This is a genomic window from Sphingomonas sp. QA11 (genome assembly GCF_028473665.1).
GTDB classification, from domain to species: domain Bacteria; phylum Pseudomonadota; class Alphaproteobacteria; order Sphingomonadales; family Sphingomonadaceae; genus Sphingomonas; species Sphingomonas phytovorans.
The window spans coordinates 3,192,858-3,210,456 of record NZ_CP098774.1; the positions used below are offsets into that span (position 1 = coordinate 3,192,858).

Genomic DNA, 17,599 nt, shown 5'->3' on the forward strand with positions numbered 1-17,599 from the left:
TTCCATGACCGTAACGAACAACAGCCAGGCAAAGGCGCCTGTCCTTTCAGCGTCCAACGTACAGGACCAGGCGGAGGATCTGTTCACCGCCAGCTCGATCTGGTTCCAGACCCATTGGCTGCAAATCATCATCGCCGTCGCCGCGGCAGCGGTAGTCGTCGCCGGGTTGATGTTCCTTCGACAGATGGGCAACAAGCTGTGCAACTTGCGGCCAGGTCAGGCCGGGTGGGGCACCGTGTTCGGCCGCGCCATCGTCAAGACCGGCAATTTCTTCATCATCATGGTCGCGGCCAAGCTGGTCGCCGGCTATGCCAATGCGCCACGCGAGGTGACGACGACGATCTCCTTCCTGTTCACCGTCTCGGCGGTATTCCAGGCGGCGATCTGGGCGCGCGAGATCATCCTCGGCGCGATCGAACATCGCACCCATTCCGAAAACTACTCGGGCGAAGCGATCGGCAGCGCGATGGGCATCATCCGCCTGCTCGTTACCTTCGCGCTGTTCGCCATCGCGCTGATCGTCGTGCTCGACAATCTCGGGGTGAACGTGACTGGTCTCGTTGCCGGTCTCGGCGTCGGCGGCATCGCGATCGGCCTGGCCGCGCAGGGCATCTTCGCTGACCTGTTCGCGGCACTGGCAATCCTGTTCGACCGGCCATTCCGGCGGGGCGACGCGATCACCTATGACAGCAGCTCGGGCACGGTCGAGGCAATCGGGCTGAAATCGACGCGCGTGCGCGCCGCGACGGGCGAAGAGCGGATCATCGCCAACAGGAAGCTGCTCGACAAGGAGATCCTCAACAACAGCCAGCGCGCCTATCGCCGTGGCCAGTTCAAGCTCGGCGTGGTGCGATGGACTCCGGTCGAGAAGATGGAGCGCCTGCCCGACATATTGCAGGAAGTGATCGAGAAATGCGGCCGGACCTTCGTTCGCGCCGGTTTCATCGGCTTCGGTCAGTCGAGCTATGATTTCGACGTGGAATTCGACTCGCCGACCGCAGCCTTCGGAGATTTCTTCGACGCCCGACACGCCATCGGCCTCGGCATCATCAGACGACTGAATGCTGAAGGAATCGAGTTGGCCTATTCGACCCAGGCCTCGTTCACCGCGGCAGCGCTGGGCGGCTTGATCGGGCCATATCCCGAGGCACCGCCTTATGGCGAGAACGCGGCACCCGTCGCCGAAGATCCGGAGACGGTCATCGAACTTAAGCCGTCCGCCGACCGTTCGGCCGTCGATCAGGATACAACGCCGTGATCGATGACCGTGAAACGATCGTACGGGCCCAGTTCGAGGCATTTCGCGATCGGCGCCGCGAGGACAGCCAGGCCTTGCTCGCGCCCGATTTCACCTTCACCAGCCCCTATGACGACGCGATATCCCGCGACGCCTTTTTCGAGCGTTGCTGGCCAAACGGCGATCACTTCGTCGATTTTCGGATCGAGCGCATGGCGTCGAACGATACCGGCGTTTTCGTGACCTATCTCGTCATAACCGAAACCGGCGACCAGTTTCGCAACACCGAATATCTGACCGTGTACGGCGGGCTGATCCGCAGCGTCGACGTCTATTTCGGCGCAAGCTATCGCGAAGGGACATTCGTCGCGAAACAGCCGGCGGGCTGACCTTTACTTCCCAAGCAAGCTTGGGAGGAAAAGCCTATGCCATCGCCGACACGCGCTGTTCCGTCTCCATCGAGACGAGCATCGCGTTCCAGTTCCCGACAGTCATCGCGCCGAGATATTCTCCCTGCATCACCGGGGTCAGCACCTCGATCATCCGGCTGCCCTCGACCCAGAACTCGATCACGCCGAACGCACCGCCGCGCTTGCGATATTTGGCCGGCCAGCCCTCGCGGTCCGCGATCGCGAACACCTCGGTCGCGCCCATGCGCGTCGCAATGGCAACATGAGTCGCGGAGCGGCGGTCGGGGGATCCGATCACGCCGTAGGAATCGGCGTCGCCATCGGCCGGCACAAGTTCGGTACCGCGCGGATAGACCTCGATGACGGTGTTGCGCTCGTCGCCGGCCATCGCGACCCAGCTTCCCGCGATCACCGGCGGGAAGGGAGTCGCCTGCCCATCCCACAGCTCGGCGATCACCTCCGCGACGTGCCGGGGATTATCGGCATCGATCGAAACGTGAAAGATCATGTACTGCTCCAGGAAAAACCAAATGCCCATATTTGGGCTCCTGCGGCGCCCCTATCGCGAGGATCCGGACAATCGATGGGGTGTTCGACGGGCTCGACGAAATTGCGACCGGCGCGATTCGCGAGTCGGCGCGTTTTAGAAGCTCGGGTTCGCTCTCACCATAGCGACTATCCACCGATTCACGAGCTATGGACGCTACGTCATCGCACCGGTTCAAGTTTACGGTCGGGCAAGGCTTGCGCGGGTACGGCCACCGTGCCTAGAGGAACCCGGAAACCCAACAGCCATCGAGGACATCATGCCAACCATCACCGTGCAGGAAATGGCGCAGCGGCTCGGCACCGAGACCGTCTCCGACTGGGTGGAGGTGAGCCAGGAGATGATCGACAAGTTCGCCGACGCGACCGGTGACCACCAGTTCATTCATGTGAACCCCCAGATGGCCGCCATGACGCCGTTCGGCGGCACCATCGCCCATGGTTTTCTCACGCTTTCCCTGATGCCGTTGCTTGCGTCCAAGGTCGCAGACGCACCGCAGATCGAGGGCGTGAAGATGGGGATCAACTATGGCGGCAACAAAGTTCGCTTCCTCCAGCCGGTACGCTCCGGCAAGCGCGTGCGCGGCCGCTTCAAGCTGATCGAGTTCGCCGAGAAGCGCCCCGGCCAGTGGCAGCAGACCAACGAATTCACCGTCGAGATCGAGGGCGAGGAAAAGCCTGCGATGATCGCCGAATGGATCAGCCAGATTTTCGTTTGAAACCCTAAAGCCCCCTCCCCGAAGGGAAGGGGCTTGAAGAAAGGACCTCTCCCATGCGTTCCGCCGTCATCGTTTCGACCGCCCGTACCCCGATCGGCCGCGCCTATCGCGGCGCGTTCAACAACACCCCCGCGCCCACCCTTGCCAGCCACTCGATCAAGGCAGCGGTCGAGCGCGCCGGGATCGATCCGGCCGAGGTCGACGATGTCGTGTTCGGCTGCGCCCTGCAGCAGGGCCATCAGGCCGGCAATATCGCGCGCACGTCGCTGCTCCGCGCCGGCCTGCCGGTCAGCGTCGCCGGCCAGTCGATCGACCGGCAATGCTCGTCGGGCCTGATGGCGATCGCTACCGCCGCGAAGCAGATCATCACCGATCAGATGGAGATCACCATCGGCGGCGGTGTCGAGAGCATCAGCCTCGTCCAGACCCCCAAGATGAACGTCGCGCCCGACCCCGAGCTCGTCGCGATGCACAAGGACATCTACATGCCGATGCTCGGCACCGCCGAGGTGGTCGCCAAGCGCTACGGCATCAGCCGCGACGTGATGGACGAATATGCGCTCCAGTCGCAGCAGCGGACCGCCGCCGCCCAGGCCGCCGGCTATTACGACAAGGAGATCGTTCCGGTCACCGCGACCATGGCGGTGGTCAACAAGGAAACCAAGGAGGTCACCTACAAGGAAGTGACTCTCTCGAAGGATGAGGGAAACCGCGCCGACACCACGCTGGAAGGCCTGAAGGCGCTCCAGCCGGTGATGGGCCCGGGCATGACGATCACCGCCGGCAATGCCAGCCAGCTGTCGGACGGCTCCTCCTCGTCGGTGCTGATGGAGGAGAAGCTGGCCGAGAAGCGCGGGCTCCAGCCGCTTGGCCGCTATATCGGCATCGCGGTGGGCGGCACCGAGCCGGACGAGATGGGCATCGGCCCGATCGTCGCCATCCCCAAGCTGCTTCAGCGTTTCAACCTGAAGATGGACGATATCGGCCTGTGGGAGCTGAACGAGGCTTTCGCGGTGCAGGTGCTCTATTGCCGCGACAAGCTCGGCATTCCCAACGACCTGCTCAACGTCTCGGGCGGCGCGATCTCGATAGGCCATCCGTACGGCATGACCGGCGCGCGCGCGACCGGCCACGCACTGATCGAAGGCAAGCGCCGCGGCGCCAAATATGTCGTCGTGACGATGTGCATCGGCGGCGGCCAGGGTGCCGCCGGGCTGTTCGAGGTCCTCTGATGTGATCGGAGGAGGGCGCCGAGCGGCGTCCTCCTCCTACCCGCGGACGGCGACGTGGACGGCATTCCGCCGGGTAAATTAGCGTCTAGGTAACCCCCGAACCCTATGGTACCGCTCACATGATCGACCTTCCCGCATAGGAGGGCGGCTTGAGAGGGTGGGCGATGACGGGCGAAGAGATTGGGCTGGTGGCCGATATCGGCCGCCAATCGGTACGGTTTGCACTCAGCGGCGGCGCGGCGGGCATTCTGCCGCGCGACGTACGCAGCTATCACACCGCCGAACATGCCACGTTCACCAGCGCTTTGCTCGCTTATCTCGGCGACGTGGGGATGCGGGATGCGACTCTGCCCAGCGTGCTCGCGGTCGCCGGTGCGGCGCGGGGCGACCTGATCAACCTCACCGGCAGCCGCTGGTACATCTCGCTCTCCGGCGTGGAGGCGGTACTCCGCGCCCGGCCCCGCGCGCTCAACGAATGCGCGGCCACGGCGCTTGCCCTCACCACGCTCAACCAGAGCGCCTTCACCCCGGTGGGCGCACAATCGACCCGGCTGGTCCAGCCCGGCGGCCACTATATCGTGGTCAGCATCGGCACCGGCCTTGGTGTCGCGGCGCTGATCGCCGGTTCGAACGGCAAGCTGCTGCCCATGGCGAGCGAGGCCGGCCATATGACCTTCTCCCCCGCCACCCCAGATGAGGAGAAATTCGCCGCCCATGTCCGCGTTCGCGGCCAGCCGAGCGCGGAATCCCTGCTTAGCGCGAATGGACTGGTCGCCGCCTATGCGGCTCTGGCCGAAGGAGGCAAGACCATCCGCAGTCCGGAGGAAGTTACCCGTTCAGCCGGGCGCGACCCGGTATCGACCGCCGTGGCGCGGATGGTCGCCGGCTATCTGGGCGCCTTCATCGGCGATCTCGTCCTAGCCTTCGGCGCCTGGGAGGGCGTATATCTGACGGGGCCGATCCCCCGTGCGTTGCACATGCATCTGAGCGATCCGCAATTCCGCAAGCGGCTTGAGGCCAAGGACGCGTTTCGCCGGCAACTCGGCGAGGTGCCTGTCGCGATCGTCAACCGGTCCGACCTCGAACTGACCGGCGCCGCCGCCGCGCTACGCGACGGTTAGCACGCCTCAACGATTGCCGTCGCGATCGCCATCGCCACGATGGTGGCCATGATGCCGGTCGCTGTCATGACCGGGATGACCATAGCGGCATCCCGAAACGGCTAGCCCCGCCAGCGCAAGGGCGGCAGCGAGCGCGATCTTGTTGCTACGCATCGATTCTCTCCAGAAGGATGCATATCAACGGATGGCGGAGAGTGCCTGTTCCAGCCTGCCCTGATCGGACCTATCAGACCGTGAACTCATAAACGACCGCTTTTGGCATGAAGGCTGAACGGCCGACATTGGGTGGAAAACGGACATAAAGTTTCCCGATCTGCCTTCCGAATGCTCGTGTCCACAATTCCATCTGGGTTGAGTCAATGCTACCAGGGCGCATGATCCGCCAGCCGTCAGGGCCAATTGAAGCAAAGGTCCCAGCCGACCACCCATTCTTCAACCTGATCGAAGAGGCATATCGTGTATTCGCATATCCAAAGCCGGGCAGCATTGGGGTTTGCGAAAGGTGCTGCATGGATCGAAAAATCGAAACCAGCTTCTTCAATCCAGATATAAGAGATCTTCCGCTAGCCTACATTCAAGATTGGTATGGCGCAGCTTGCGATGCGAAAGGGCTTTCGAAGGAGACTTGGGCCTACCTACTCCCCCGCATCCTCGAAATATTGGCTGCCGGTGAAGACGTGAGTAATACCGCAATGGAAGTCAGCTTGAATCGCTTCGACACCGGCGATCCAGAGAACTGGTCTGAGAGAGAGTGGCGCGTTCTCGACGGTTTTCAGAAAATGTTTCTGCGTGAGCAAATAGAGCAAAAGAGAGATCGTCTCGACGATGGCATCTGCATGTTCCGGCTTGCAGGATGGCCTCTCGACACCCTGCTAGATCAGGTTGCGTCTGCCCCCGATGCAACACTTGCGCTGCGCCTGTGGAACGATTGGTGCAGGTGGTCAGCCCCCGGGAAAGAGGGCGTTTGGATCACTGCGTTCTGGGAATATCCTGACAATGAGGCCATTTTTGATTTTTACGCGTCGCGAAGACTGTATGACAAAATGGAAGCGTTGGCGCTCGATGATGGTATGGACGGCGAACTTGCCGCAAAGGCGTCCGCCGTTGCGAGCGTCATCGAAGCAAACGCAGGTTGGTCGTTGAAGCTGCCTTGAGTCTGCTTCTGGGGCGGAACTGGACAGGCCGCTTTTTATAAGCCTACGGCCTAATCTTCGCCACGCTGAAACACGTTCGGCATGACGACTGAAGGGCGAGGCTAAATGACTGTCGACGCCTGGTTTCAGGCGTTCGACGCCATCCACTCTTCCAGCACCGGTGCGATCTGGTTGCGCCATTTGCTGCCGTTGAAAATGCCGTAATGGCCGGCATCGGCCACCAGATATTTCTTCTTCGCCTCGGGCAGCTCCGTTGCGAGCGTCAGCGCCGCCCTGGTCTGGCCCAAGCCCGAAATGTCGTCGCGCTTTCCCTCGATCGCCAGGATGCCGATATCGGTGATCGCCGCCGGATCGACGAGGCGACCGCGATGAGTCATCGTGCCCTTGGGCAGCGCGTGGTCCTGGAACACGACATCGATCGTCTGCAGGTAGAATTCAGCGGTCATGTCGCAGACCGAGCGATATTCCTCGTAGAAATCCTTCGTCGCGTTGGCGCTGTCGTCATCGCCCTGCACGAGGTGTTTGAACATCTCGTAATGCGACATCATGTGATTGCCCAAGTTCATCGTCATGAACCCGCTGAGCTGCAGGAAGCCCGGATACACCCGCCGCCCCGCGCCAGGATAGGTCGCCGGGATGGTCGCGATGACGTTGTTCTCGAACCAACTGTGCGGCCGCTCGGTCGCCAGCGTGTTGACCGCGGTCGGCGCTTCGCGCGTGTCGATCGGGCCGCCCATCATGGTCAGCGTCTTCGGCCGGCACGGATGCTTGTCGGCGCTCATCAGGCAGGCGGCGGCGTAGCAGGGCACCGACGGCTGGCAGACCGCCAGCATATGCGCGCCCGGGCCGATCAGCTCCATGAACTCGATCAGGTAATCGATATAATCGTCCAGGTCGAAGCTGCCGTCGCTCAGCGGCACCAGCTTCGCGTCGCGCCAGTCAGTGATGTAGACGTCGGCGACCGGGAGCATCCGCTCGACCGTGCCGCGGAGCAGCGTAGCATAATGGCCCGACATCGGCGCGACGATCAGCAACTTCGGGCCACCCTCGATGCCTTCGCGCACGAAACGCTTGAGCTGGCCGAACGGCTTGCGCAACACGATCTCCTCGACCACGCTGACATCCTTGCCGTCAACCACGGTGCGATCGAGCCCGAAGTCGGGCTTGCCGCGCGGGGCTGCGGCATGAGCGAACACTTCAAGCGCCGAGCTGATGATCGAGCCGCCGCCGAAATAGGCGAAGGGATTCGCCGGATTCGACAGCATCCCCGCGCCGAAATTGGCCATCGCGCTGGCCCCCGCCAGCATCGATTTCTGCATTTCATAAGCGTTATAGAGCATCGCGTACCCAATATCGGAAAACGGTTACCTTGGACCAAGGCATAGGTGTGCGTCGCAGCATAAGCAATCGAAACGGACATACTATTGGGCGCCCCTGCCCCATAGCGGGTTGCACGCTACCATCTCACGACCATTGCAGAGGCCGGGGACAGGCCCTACTCCCCGGCCATGGCTGAGCCCTCCCCCGCGTCGCCCATCGTTTCCGAAGCGAAACCCGTCGAATCGAGGCGTCAGCTCGGCAATCTCAGGATGGTCTGGGCCCATGCCGCGCGCTACCCCCGCCAGATCGCGACGGCGCTGACCGCGCTGGTCGTCACCTCTGCCGCGACCATCGCGATCCCCTATGGCTTCAAGAAGGTGATCGATCGCGGCTTCGGCCCCGGCGCCGATGGGTCGGTCACCAATTCCTTCCACTATCTGCTGATGATCGTGGTCGTGCTCGCCATCGCGACGGCGGTGCGCTTCTACTACGTGTCCTGGCTGGGCGAGCGCGTCGTCGCCGATATCCGCGCGGCCGTTCAGCGCCACCTCCTCACCCTGGCCCCGCGCTTCTTCGAGGAGAACCGCCCGTCGGAAATCTCATCGCGCCTGACCTCTGACACCACGCTGATCGAGCAGGTCGTCGGTACCACCGTCTCCGTCGCGCTCCGCAACAGCTTCACCGGTGTCGGTGGGATGATCTATCTCTTCGCGCTGTCGCCCAAGCTCGCCGGCATGCTGATGCTCGGCATTCCGGTCATCATCCTGCCGATCGCGCTGCTTGGCCGCCGGGTCCGCAATTTCTCGCGCACCAGCCAGGACCGCGTCGCCGATGTCGGTTCGATCGCGTCGGAGACATTGGGCGCGATGAAGGTCGTCCAGGCGTTCGGCCAGGAAGACCGCGAGGCTGCCCGCTTCGGTGCGGCGGTCAACGCCACCTTCACCGCCGCCAAGCGCCGTATCATCCTGCGCGCGTTCATGACCGCGATCGTCATCGGCCTGATCTTCGGATCGATCACCCTTGTGCTTTGGGAAGGCGCGGTCGATGTCGCCGCCGGCCGGATCAGCGGCGGATCGATCGCCGCCTTCGTGCTGACCGGCGGTCTCGTCGCCGGCGCGTTCGGCGCGCTTACCGAGGTCTATGGCGACCTGCTCCGCGGCGCGGGCGCCGCCGGGCGTCTCGCCGAGCTGCTCGACGAAGTCCCCGAGATCCGCGCACCGGCGAATCCGGTCGCTCTCCCGGAGACAGCGCGCGGCGCGATCGAGTTCGACAATGTCACCTTCCGCTATCCGACGCGGCCCGAAGTCTCCGCCCTGCAGGATTTCTCGCTTGCGATAGCGCCGGGTGAAACCGTCGCGGTGGTCGGCCCTTCCGGCGCCGGCAAGACGACCCTGTTCCAGCTGATCCAGCGCTTCTACGATCCCGATGCGGGCCGCGTATTGCTCGACGGTGTGCCGCTGCCCGATGCCGATCCGGCCGATATCCGCCGCCACATCGCGATGGTGCCGCAGGAAACGGTGATCTTCGGCGCTTCGGCCCGCGACAATCTGCGCTACGGCAAATGGGAGGCTGGCGACGACGAGCTATGGGCCGCCGCCGAAGTGGCCAATGCCGCCGAGTTCCTGCGCAAGCTGCCCCAGGGCCTCGACACCTTCATGGGCGAAGGTGGCGCGCGCCTGTCCGGCGGCCAGCGGCAGCGCGTCGCGATTGCCCGCGCCGTGCTGCGCAACGCACCGATCCTGCTGCTCGACGAGGCGACCAGCGCGCTCGACGCCGAGAGCGAACGGCTGGTGCAGGAAGCGCTCGAACGGCTGATGGAGGATCGCACCACGCTTGTCATCGCGCACCGCCTCGCCACGGTCCGCGCGGCCGAACGGATCATCGTGATGAGCGAGGGGCGCATCGTGGAAAGCGGCACGCACGGCTCGCTGATCGGCCAGAGCGGCCTCTATGCCCGCCTTGCCAGCCTTCAGTTCAGCGAGGCGGCGTAACATGAGCAAACCTGACATCCACACCGTCGCTGTCGTCGGCGCCGGCATGGCCGGCGCGCTGTTCGGCCTGAAGCTGGCCGCCGTCCGCCCTGATTTCCGGGTCATCGTGATCGAGGCGACGCGCCGTATAGGCCGCGGCCTTGCTTATGGCGCGTGCGGCCCACAACATCTGCTCAACGTGCCGATCAGCCGGATGGAAATCGGGCTGAAACCCGGCTTTGCCGACTGGCTTCAGGCCAATCCCGACGCGCAGGCGGCACTCTCCACCGGGCTTGCGGAAAGCGGCGGCGACCTGCCCGGCGTGTTCGTGCCCCGCGCCCTGTTCGGCGCCTATCTCGAGGAACGGCTCGAGGAGGCCCTTGTCACTGACGACGGCCCCGGCCTGTCGCTGGTGCGCGGTGAAGCGGTGCGGGTGCTCGCCCGCCCCGATCGCGCCGTCCGCCTGAGCGACGGCCGCGAGATCGCCGTCGATACGGTCGTGCTCGCCACCGGCAACCTCGCCCCGCGCGCACCGGGCGGGCCGGATCAATGGTTCTACGATACACCCGGCTTCGTCCCCGATCCCTGGGCGCCGGACGCGTTCGACGGCCTCACGCCCGACGATCCCCTGCTGCTGCTCGGCACCGGGCTGACGACGGTCGATATCGTACTGAAGCTCACTGCCGCTGGCCATCGCGGCCCGATCCTCGCCACTTCGCGTCGCGGCCTGCTGCCACAGGTCCATGCCGCCGGCGGCACCTGGCCGGCGTTTCTTGAGGCTGCCCTGCCCGCTTCGCCGCGCCGGCTCATGCGCCTGATCCGCGAGCAGGTCACCGCCGCTAAGGCGCGCGACATCCCGTGGCAGCGCGTGTTCGATGCCGCCCGCCCCGCCATCCCCGCCGTCTGGAGCAGCTGGTCCTCGCGCGAGAAGCGCCAGTTCCTCCGCCATCTCCGCACCCGCTGGGACGTCCATCGGCACCGCATGGCGCAGCGCATCCACGACGCGCTCGACGCGGAGACCGCGCGTGGCCGGCTGGAGATTCTCCCGGCGCGCCTGCGCGGCTATCGCCTTACCGAGAACAAAGTCGACGTCACCCTCGCCCCCCGCACCGGCGGCGAACGCCGGTTCACCGCCGCTCGGGTGGTCAACTGCACGGGCCCGCGCCGTGACGCCGGTTCCATCGCTATTCCGCTGCTCGCCGATCTGCGTGACCAGGGACTGGCCCTGCCGGACTCGCTTGGCCTCGGCCTCGAAACCGAGAATTGCGCGCTGCTCGACGTCGATCGCCGCGCGTCAGGCTGGCTGTACGCGCTTGGCGCCCTCACCTGCCCGCAATGGTGGGAGATCACCGCCGTCCCCGAAATCACGGTTCAGGTCGACCGGCTGGTGGGACAACTCGCCAATCCGGCGGCCGCACATCTGAGTGCTGGCGACTTTCTCGATCTGGGGGCTGGTATCTAGGCGGATCGATCAGATCGGCCGCGATGTTCTGGTCCAGTGGCCGGGCAGCATGAACATGCAGTTCTACTGGCACACCACCAAGCCTAGCTATGCGCCGCTCGCCACGATTCCGGAGAATCGCCTCTATCTGACCGCCGATGCCGCCGACTCGTTCGTCGCCGGCTGGATCGCCTTTTCACATGGTCGAATAGTCACCGACGACAGGACGGCACCCGCCATCGAGATCGGCCGGCCGGGCAAGACCTGCCGACGCATTCGCCTCAACTCGGGCTATGGCGAGATGGTGGTACTGGTGAGCAACGGCGCACCGCCCATGGCCCTATGGCCGCGAGTCGACCGGCTACGCAGTCACCGATCTGCCCGCGACGCTCGTCAGGCGACCGCAGCCGGCGCCGAAACGCTCGTTCCGGCATATGCCGGGCAGGATCGGGCATCGGCAATGGTTCGCTTCCCGGGCGGATATATCGCCGAGATTCACGCAGCTTCTCACTGACGAAGCCAGGCGACCGGGACCGTCAGGTCTTCTCCCGGAAGACCGCCTCGATATTGTTCCCGTCGGGATCAAGCACGAACGCCGCATAATAGCCGCGCGGATAGCCTCCGGATCGAAACCCGGGCGCGCCATTGTCTTTGCCGCCCGCATCGATCGCGGCGGCGTGAAAGGCAGCGACTTCTTCGCGGCTGATCGCCCTGAAGGCCATATGCTGTCTCACACCATGCGGATGAAAGACGTCGATCCAGAAGACAGGATAGGTCACGCCATATCCGATACCGCCGATGGTACTCTCCTGGTCGGACGCGAGGTCGCCGTCCATCGTGACGCGCATGACCCCTCGCATGCCCAGCGCGGACAGCGCCGCATCGTAGAACCGCGCCGAACGGGCGATGTCGGCGACGCCGATACCGCCATGGTCGATACGCCAGTCGTCGGTTTCACTCATGGGCTCTTCCCCGAGAAGCAGTGCGTGTCAGGACATCTCAGAGCAGCGCGGCGAGCCCCGAGCGGAGCGTGTCGCCGCTGGCAGGTCCGGATGCCAGATTCATGTCGATATCGCAGTGCACGCTGGTCCACACCGGCATCGCCTGCGCCAGCACCTGCTTTCCCAGGTCAGTGAGGGCCAGCCGCCTGATCCGCCGATCGACCGGATCAGCCTCCATGCGGACGAGACCGTCCCGTTGCAGCGGCTTGAGGTTGGCGGTCAGGCTCGTGCGGTCCATCGCCAGCAGGTTCGCGACCGAGCTGATCGACGGTGGCGCCGGTCGATTGAGCGCATTCAGCAGCGAGAACTGGCCGCTGGTAATGCCAAAGCCGCGAAAAGCGTCGTCGAATCGGCGCGACAGCGCCCGCGCTGCCCTCTGGGCAGCCAGGCACAGGCAATGATCCCGCACAAAATGCGTTTGCTCAGCTGAGACCAGGACGTGTTTTGACATCGAGTATTTATGTTGATATCAACCTATACTGTCAAGCAGTTCATGAAGGGTGCGCCACATGCCAATCGACCCAAACGCCGATATCGAGATCACGAGCTTTGCCTGGGTGCCCGATTTCGCACGCGGGTTCGTCCGGGATATTCGGCCACGCTGGGCGTGCGAGGAAGCTGACATCGGCTATCGCGAGCGGCTAATCGGTTTCGAGACCGCCAAAAGCGAGGACTACCGGCGCGAGCAGCCTTTCGGACAGGTGCCCGCCTATCGCGACGATGAAGTGCAGATGTTCGAGAGCGGCGCGATGGTCCTGCGCATCGCCGAGCGCTCCGAAAAACTCATGCCCGGCGACCCGGCGGGTCGGTCACGCGTGCTCACCTGGATCACCGCCGCGCTCAACAGCGTCGAGCCGTTCGTGTTCGACCTGGTGAATATCGATACGTTCAACAAGGACGCCGAATGGGGCAGGCTGCGCCGGCCGCAGGTGATCGACAATCTGCGCGGCCGGCTCGCGGGATTGTCGGGCTGGCTCGGTGAGAAGCCCTATCTCGAGGGCGATTTCAGCGCCGCCGATATCATCATGACGACGGTGCTGCGCGAGGTTTCGGACGATGCCCTGCTGGCCGAATTCCCCAATTTGGTCGCCTATCGCGACCGATGCATGCAACGACCTGCGTTCGAGCAGGCACTGAAGGCGCAACTGGCGTCATTTGCGCCCGACCCGGTAGCCGCATGAAGCGGCTGCATGGTTTCAGCCGGGCCGCACGCCAAGACAGCAGGCGACGCTCAAATCATGCCGGCCGAATATCCTGTCCGGCTATTGTCGGCCGGGATTTAAAAACTGCTTGAACTCTATACCGAAGGAATGCGGATTCGAGAGACTGGCATTTCTCCGTCCGGTGACAGTCCAATCGGTTTGTTTGGGCTTCGCCTTCACCAACGCGATTTCCCATTCTTGCCCGGTTCGGCACACTTGACCGCCCGCAAGCGCACCGCTCTTGTCGCGCAGCGGAACACAGATGACTCGATCCTGGTCAGCTTTCGCAAGCAGGCTTTCCTGGCCCAATGCCGGCATCGACAAAGCTCCTAGAAACGCTGAAGCGGTTACGAGCGAAACCAAACGACGCATCGGATATCTCCCGAAAAGATGCCTTCGTGCGTCGGTAATAGCACTTGCCCGCCCTACCCACAAACAGGAGCAGCGTGATCGTTTTGAACGAAGCGACTCACAGTTGCTTGTTTCGAGCGAATGTCAGCAACCGCTATGTCGGGGAGGGCAAGAAGATCGTAAAAGGCAGCATTGGGCGCGCGATGTGTCTCACCCAAAAGGCCGCGAAGGCACAGTCATCACGCGGGATCTTTCGACAGGCTCACGTCAGGCTTGTTCCGGCATCCGCCCTGCCCCACACTCTCGTCATCGCCTTCGGACAGGCGGCCCCCGGAACAGGCCCGGGGTGACGGAGGGAAAGCAAGATGCGCGACTTCGACATCATCGTATACGGTGCCACCGGCTTCACCGGACGCCTGGTCGCGGAATATCTGATCCAGGCCGATCCCGGTCCCGACAAGCGACGCTGGGCGATGGCCGGACGGTCGCTGTCCAAGCTGCAGGAGGTCCGCGACGAGATCGGGGCACCGGCGGACATCCCTTTGCTCACCGCCAATTCCGACGACCCCGCCAGCCTCAGGACCCTATGCGAGCGCACGACGGTGATGCTCACCACCGTCGGCCCGTACCAACTCTATGGCAGCGACCTCGTCGCCGCCTGCGCCGAGACAGGCACCGCCTATGTCGACCTGTGCGGCGAGCCCACCTGGATGCGCCACATGATCGACGCGCATCATGAGACCGCGAGGCGCACCGGTGCGCGCATCGTCTTTTCGTGCGGGTTCGATTCGATCCCGTTCGACCTCGGCGTCCTCACGCTCCAGGATGCGGCGAAACTGAAATACGGCAAGCCCGCCCCCCGCGTGAAATGCCGGGTGCGCAAGATGCAGGGCGGCTTTTCAGGCGGCACCGCGGCCAGCCTCAAGGCGACGCTCGCCGCTGCGGCGCGCGACCCCTCGATCCTCGGCCTGCTGACCAACCCCTTCGCGCTGACCCCGGGTTTCCAGGGCCCGAGCCAGCCCAGGGGCCTGTTGCCCGATTACGACAAGACGATCGAGGCCTGGGTCGCACCATTCATCATGGCGCCGATCAACACCAAGAATGTTCACCGCACCAACTTCCTGCTCGGCGAGGCCTATGGCGCCGACTTCGTCTATGACGAGATGATGGTCGCGGGCCTCGGCGATATCGGCAAGGCTGCGGCAGAGGCGATCGCGAAGATCAACCCGCTCGCCAGCGAGAAGGGCCCGAAGCCCGGCGAAGGCCCGTCGAAGGAGGAGCGCGAGAACGGCTATTACGACATCTTGTTCATCGGCGAGATGCCGGATGGGACCCGGGTTGACTCAGTCGTCACCGGGGACCGCGACCCGGGCTATGGCTCGACCAGCAAGATGATCGCTGAAACGGCCTTGTGCCTGGTGCAGGACGTAGCCGGAGAAGGCGGCATCTGGACGCCCGGCGCGCTGCTCGGCGAGGTGCTCGTCAAACGGCTCGAGGCGAAGGCAGGGCTGACGTTCCGGGCGGGGTAGTTTCGTCCCGACGCACGGGAGAAGCTCAGGGGCCCGTCCTGTCGCGGTTCCGTTAGGGTTGCGGGCGTACGAGATATCGTTCGTCGAATTCTTGGGCGCAAGAAATCCGACATAGGTTATTTCCAGAATGCCGGCGACCGATGTGCCGAGGCAATCGGCTCAAGCTGGGCCCGTAGCGGTCCGGCTGCTGCTTAGGGCGGATCTCGAAAAGCCGGCATCGGTAACTTATCGATTAGGGCGGATCGACATTCAGCGTAGCCATATCATGGCGGCGGCAAGATGGACGAAACCGGTGAAGTGGATGGTCCGCCGATCGTAGCGGGTGGCTAAGAGGCTGTTTGGAAAATGGTTGAAGGGGGCTTTGCGCGGGGGCGGGATTGTAATTCAGGGTCTGGATGTGGACAGAGCAGAGCCGGGGCCGGATGGCCAAGATCGTGAAGCAGACGAAGCGCTATCCGTCTGATCTGACGGATGAGGAGTGGGACCGGATGGCGCCTTTGATGCGTGAGCCGAGGCGTCGCGGTCGGCCACGGCCACAATCGGGGAATACGTTGCTCAACCACGGAAAGCTAAGGCGAACCGGCCTGATTATATCGATTCCGAAACTGATTCTCCTCAACAAAATTTCGAAGCACATTATTCGCATTTTTTTCGTTAGACTTCTATACGATTTAACGTGAAATCATAAGCCTCGTTTTAACCCAAGGTGCTTTACGATGCGTGTTGAAAAATCACTGATTATAACCGCCATGTTCTTGAATTATTTTTCAGCGAGCAATGCATCCGCCGCACAGCAGCCACCGAATTATAGACCAACGACAATTAAAGATATATTTAGCGATTCTGGAATGTCGATCCGCTCTCGCGTTGCCAGCGTTTTATCTCACGATTCACCAAAATCCCATTTCGAAGGTCAGAGGTTAAGATTTCTTGCCTTAGCTGAAACTTGTACACTTCCTACCTCTATGTCTTGGACTGGTTCCGCAAGCAACTTTGCGATCCCGCTCATGTTTGCTCCGTTTTACAATTTTCCAAAGAAACAGATTGAAGATAGTTACGTGCCAGCTCCGGCTTTCAGAGGGCGACTCGCGGTACTAACAAACTATCAATTTGGCCTATGGCCTAGAGAAATGCTCCATTTTTCACAAAGAAAATGTGAGAACGATGAAGCGAAAGCAGGATATTTTTCAAAGAAATTATATACCGTATATGGAACGTTAGTTCGAGTAAAAATAACTAAACAGAATGGAGAATATATGACGATCAATAACATTATGATTGATAATTTGAGATACGTGCGGCATGTCGGCTTTGGAGAGCAATTAACAGACTCAATGGCCCAATCAATCCCTGATATGATTACCGAATAATAGTATCGTCGCGGCCTGAAAATAGTATAGTTCTTGCGCAAGAAAAGGGAAGGAGGTCGCCTTCGATCTTCGACTCTATCCTTCTTATTTACTACAAGGCTGTTTGGAAAATGGTTGAAGGGGGCTTTGCGCGGGGGCGGGATTGTGATTCAGGGTCTGGATGTGGACAGAGCAGAGCCGGGGCCGGATGGCCAAGATCGTGAAGCAGACGAAGCGCTATCCGTCTGATCTGACGGATGAGGAGTGGGACCGGATGGCGCCTTTGATGCCTGAGCCGAGGCGTCGCGGTCGGCCACGGGAGGCGAACTTCCGCGAGGTGATCAATGCGGTGCGCTATCTGGTGCGATCGGGGTGTGGCTAGCGGATGCTGCCGATCCATTTCGGCCCATGGCAGACGGTCTATGGCTGGTTCCGCGAACTGGCCCGCCGTTTCCTGTTTCAAACAATCCACGACATCGAATTGATGCTCGACCGCAAACGGCAAGGCCGGGAGCAAAGCCCGAGCGCGGCGGTCATCGACAGCCAGTCCGTGAAAGCGCCGCATGCTGAAACAAGGGGTTACGACGCCGGCAAGAAGATCGTCGGGCGCAAGCGCCATATTGCTGTCGACACCGATGGCCGGCTGCTCATGGTCAATCTGACACCTGCCGACATTTCCGATAGTGCTGACGCCCAGGCCGTCCTCGACGCCATCCGCAAGCGTTGGCCGTGGGTGAAGCATCTCTTCGCCGATGGCGCCTACGACCGTTTGAAGCTCACGGACAAGGCCGCCTTTCTCGACTTCGTCGTCGAAATCATCAAGCGGTCCGACGATCAGAAGGGCTTCCAAGTCCTGCCCCGCCGCTGGGTCGTCGAGCGAACCTTCGGCTGGATAACCCGGTGGCGACGACTCGTGCGCGACTATGAAAAGCGCATTGATGTTTCCAAAGCCATGATCCTCGTCGCCATGGGCGGCAATATGCTACGCAGAAACGCTCATCCCTGATTGCCCAAACA

Annotated in this window: 18 protein-coding genes and 2 pseudogenes; 14 read left to right on the forward strand and 6 right to left on the reverse strand. The window is 62.5% G+C overall.

The annotated features are described in order from the left end of the window. Positions 1-4: 4 nt before the first annotated feature. Together NDN01_RS14730 and NDN01_RS14735 are read left to right on the forward strand one after the other, a co-directional pair. Complete coding sequence (locus NDN01_RS14730) at positions 5-1,258, forward strand: mechanosensitive ion channel family protein (protein WP_272622384.1); 1,254 nt, start codon at positions 5-7, stop codon at positions 1,256-1,258. Continuing rightward, positions 1,255-1,626 (forward strand): nuclear transport factor 2 family protein, encoded by a 372-nt coding sequence (locus NDN01_RS14735; protein ID WP_272622386.1) that lies wholly within the window; start codon positions 1,255-1,257, stop codon positions 1,624-1,626. Before NDN01_RS14730 ends, NDN01_RS14735 begins: the two co-directional genes overlap by 4 nt. A gap of 34 nt (positions 1,627-1,660) precedes the next feature. Here NDN01_RS14735 and NDN01_RS14740 read toward each other — a convergent pair whose 3' ends face one another. Then, positions 1,661-2,155 carry a hypothetical protein gene (locus NDN01_RS14740; RefSeq protein WP_272622388.1) on the reverse strand — a complete coding sequence of 165 codons (495 nt, stop codon included), beginning with the start codon at positions 2,153-2,155 and terminating at the stop codon, positions 1,661-1,663. Between the two features lie 298 nt (positions 2,156-2,453). Here NDN01_RS14740 and NDN01_RS14745 point away from each other — a divergent pair, with 298 nt between their 5' ends. The 3 genes from NDN01_RS14745 to NDN01_RS14755 all read left to right on the forward strand — a co-directional run bounded on the left by NDN01_RS14745 (position 2,454) and on the right by NDN01_RS14755 (position 5,265). Beyond that, positions 2,454-2,912 carry a MaoC family dehydratase gene (locus NDN01_RS14745; protein WP_272622390.1) on the forward strand — a complete coding sequence of 153 codons (459 nt, stop codon included), beginning with the start codon at positions 2,454-2,456 and terminating at the stop codon, positions 2,910-2,912. 53 nt (positions 2,913-2,965) lie between these two features. After that, positions 2,966-4,144: an acetyl-CoA C-acyltransferase gene (locus NDN01_RS14750; protein ID WP_272622392.1), complete on the forward strand. Its 1,179-nt coding sequence runs from the start codon at positions 2,966-2,968 to the stop codon at positions 4,142-4,144. Positions 4,145-4,308: 164 nt separating this feature from the next. Continuing rightward, on the forward strand, positions 4,309-5,265 hold the full coding sequence (locus NDN01_RS14755; protein WP_272622394.1) for a glucokinase: 957 nt from the start codon (positions 4,309-4,311) through the stop codon (positions 5,263-5,265). A gap of 6 nt (positions 5,266-5,271) precedes the next feature. On the opposite strand, the gene NDN01_RS14760 is transcribed toward NDN01_RS14755, so the two are convergent. Then, positions 5,272-5,418 carry a hypothetical protein gene (locus NDN01_RS14760; protein WP_272622396.1) on the reverse strand — a complete coding sequence of 49 codons (147 nt, stop codon included), beginning with the start codon at positions 5,416-5,418 and terminating at the stop codon, positions 5,272-5,274. A gap of 221 nt (positions 5,419-5,639) precedes the next feature. Here NDN01_RS14760 and NDN01_RS14765 point away from each other — a divergent pair, with 221 nt between their 5' ends. After that, positions 5,640-6,419: a hypothetical protein gene (locus NDN01_RS14765; RefSeq protein WP_272622397.1), complete on the forward strand. Its 780-nt coding sequence runs from the start codon at positions 5,640-5,642 to the stop codon at positions 6,417-6,419. Between the two features lie 125 nt (positions 6,420-6,544). Here the strand turns inward: NDN01_RS14765 and NDN01_RS14770 are convergent, their stop codons facing one another. Continuing rightward, positions 6,545-7,759 (reverse strand): polyhydroxyalkanoate depolymerase, encoded by a 1,215-nt coding sequence (locus NDN01_RS14770; RefSeq protein WP_272622398.1) that lies wholly within the window; start codon positions 7,757-7,759, stop codon positions 6,545-6,547. Positions 7,760-7,927: 168 nt separating this feature from the next. Here NDN01_RS14770 and NDN01_RS14775 point away from each other — a divergent pair, with 168 nt between their 5' ends. From NDN01_RS14775 to NDN01_RS14785, 3 genes are read left to right on the forward strand one after another with little or no spacing between them, the layout of a single operon-like run. Next, positions 7,928-9,730 (forward strand): ABC transporter transmembrane domain-containing protein, encoded by a 1,803-nt coding sequence (locus NDN01_RS14775; RefSeq protein ID WP_272622400.1) that lies wholly within the window; start codon positions 7,928-7,930, stop codon positions 9,728-9,730. Between the two features lies 1 nt (position 9,731). Then, positions 9,732-11,171, forward strand: a complete 1,440-nt coding sequence (locus NDN01_RS14780) for an FAD/NAD(P)-binding protein (RefSeq protein WP_272622403.1) — start codon at positions 9,732-9,734, stop codon at positions 11,169-11,171. After that, the gene (locus NDN01_RS14785) at positions 11,134-11,664 is read left to right on the forward strand and encodes a hypothetical protein (RefSeq protein ID WP_336298303.1); all 531 of its coding nucleotides are present in this window, start codon (positions 11,134-11,136) and stop codon (positions 11,662-11,664) included. Before NDN01_RS14780 ends, NDN01_RS14785 begins: the two co-directional genes overlap by 38 nt. Before the next feature lie 22 nt (positions 11,665-11,686). On the opposite strand, the gene NDN01_RS14790 is transcribed toward NDN01_RS14785, so the two are convergent. Continuing rightward, positions 11,687-12,112 carry a VOC family protein gene (locus NDN01_RS14790; RefSeq protein WP_272622405.1) on the reverse strand — a complete coding sequence of 142 codons (426 nt, stop codon included), beginning with the start codon at positions 12,110-12,112 and terminating at the stop codon, positions 11,687-11,689. 37 nt (positions 12,113-12,149) lie between these two features. Next, positions 12,150-12,602 (reverse strand): MarR family winged helix-turn-helix transcriptional regulator, encoded by a 453-nt coding sequence (locus tag NDN01_RS14795; protein WP_272622407.1) that lies wholly within the window; start codon positions 12,600-12,602, stop codon positions 12,150-12,152. A 58-nt stretch (positions 12,603-12,660) separates the two neighbouring features. Here NDN01_RS14795 and NDN01_RS14800 point away from each other — a divergent pair, with 58 nt between their 5' ends. Beyond that, on the forward strand, positions 12,661-13,332 hold the full coding sequence (locus tag NDN01_RS14800; RefSeq protein ID WP_272622409.1) for a glutathione S-transferase family protein: 672 nt from the start codon (positions 12,661-12,663) through the stop codon (positions 13,330-13,332). Between the two features lie 81 nt (positions 13,333-13,413). On the opposite strand, the gene NDN01_RS14805 is transcribed toward NDN01_RS14800, so the two are convergent. Then, entirely contained in the window at positions 13,414-13,725 is a 312-nt protein-coding gene (locus NDN01_RS14805) for a hypothetical protein (RefSeq protein WP_272622411.1), read from the reverse strand. A 344-nt stretch (positions 13,726-14,069) separates the two neighbouring features. Between NDN01_RS14805 and NDN01_RS14810 the strand changes: the two genes are divergently transcribed. From NDN01_RS14810 to NDN01_RS14825, 4 genes and pseudogenes are all read left to right on the forward strand, one after another. After that, positions 14,070-15,233 carry a saccharopine dehydrogenase family protein gene (locus tag NDN01_RS14810; RefSeq protein WP_272622413.1) on the forward strand — a complete coding sequence of 388 codons (1,164 nt, stop codon included), beginning with the start codon at positions 14,070-14,072 and terminating at the stop codon, positions 15,231-15,233. A gap of 395 nt (positions 15,234-15,628) precedes the next feature. Beyond that, positions 15,629-15,793 (forward strand): annotated as a pseudogene (locus tag NDN01_RS14815) (transposase); the annotation flags it as partial. Positions 15,794-15,949: 156 nt separating this feature from the next. Then, a complete protein-coding gene (locus NDN01_RS14820) occupies positions 15,950-16,603 on the forward strand; it encodes a hypothetical protein (RefSeq protein WP_272622415.1) in 654 nt (217 codons plus the stop codon). Between the two features lie 160 nt (positions 16,604-16,763). Continuing rightward, positions 16,764-17,588 (forward strand): annotated as a pseudogene (locus NDN01_RS14825) (IS5 family transposase). The last annotated feature ends 11 nt before the right edge of the window (positions 17,589-17,599 follow it).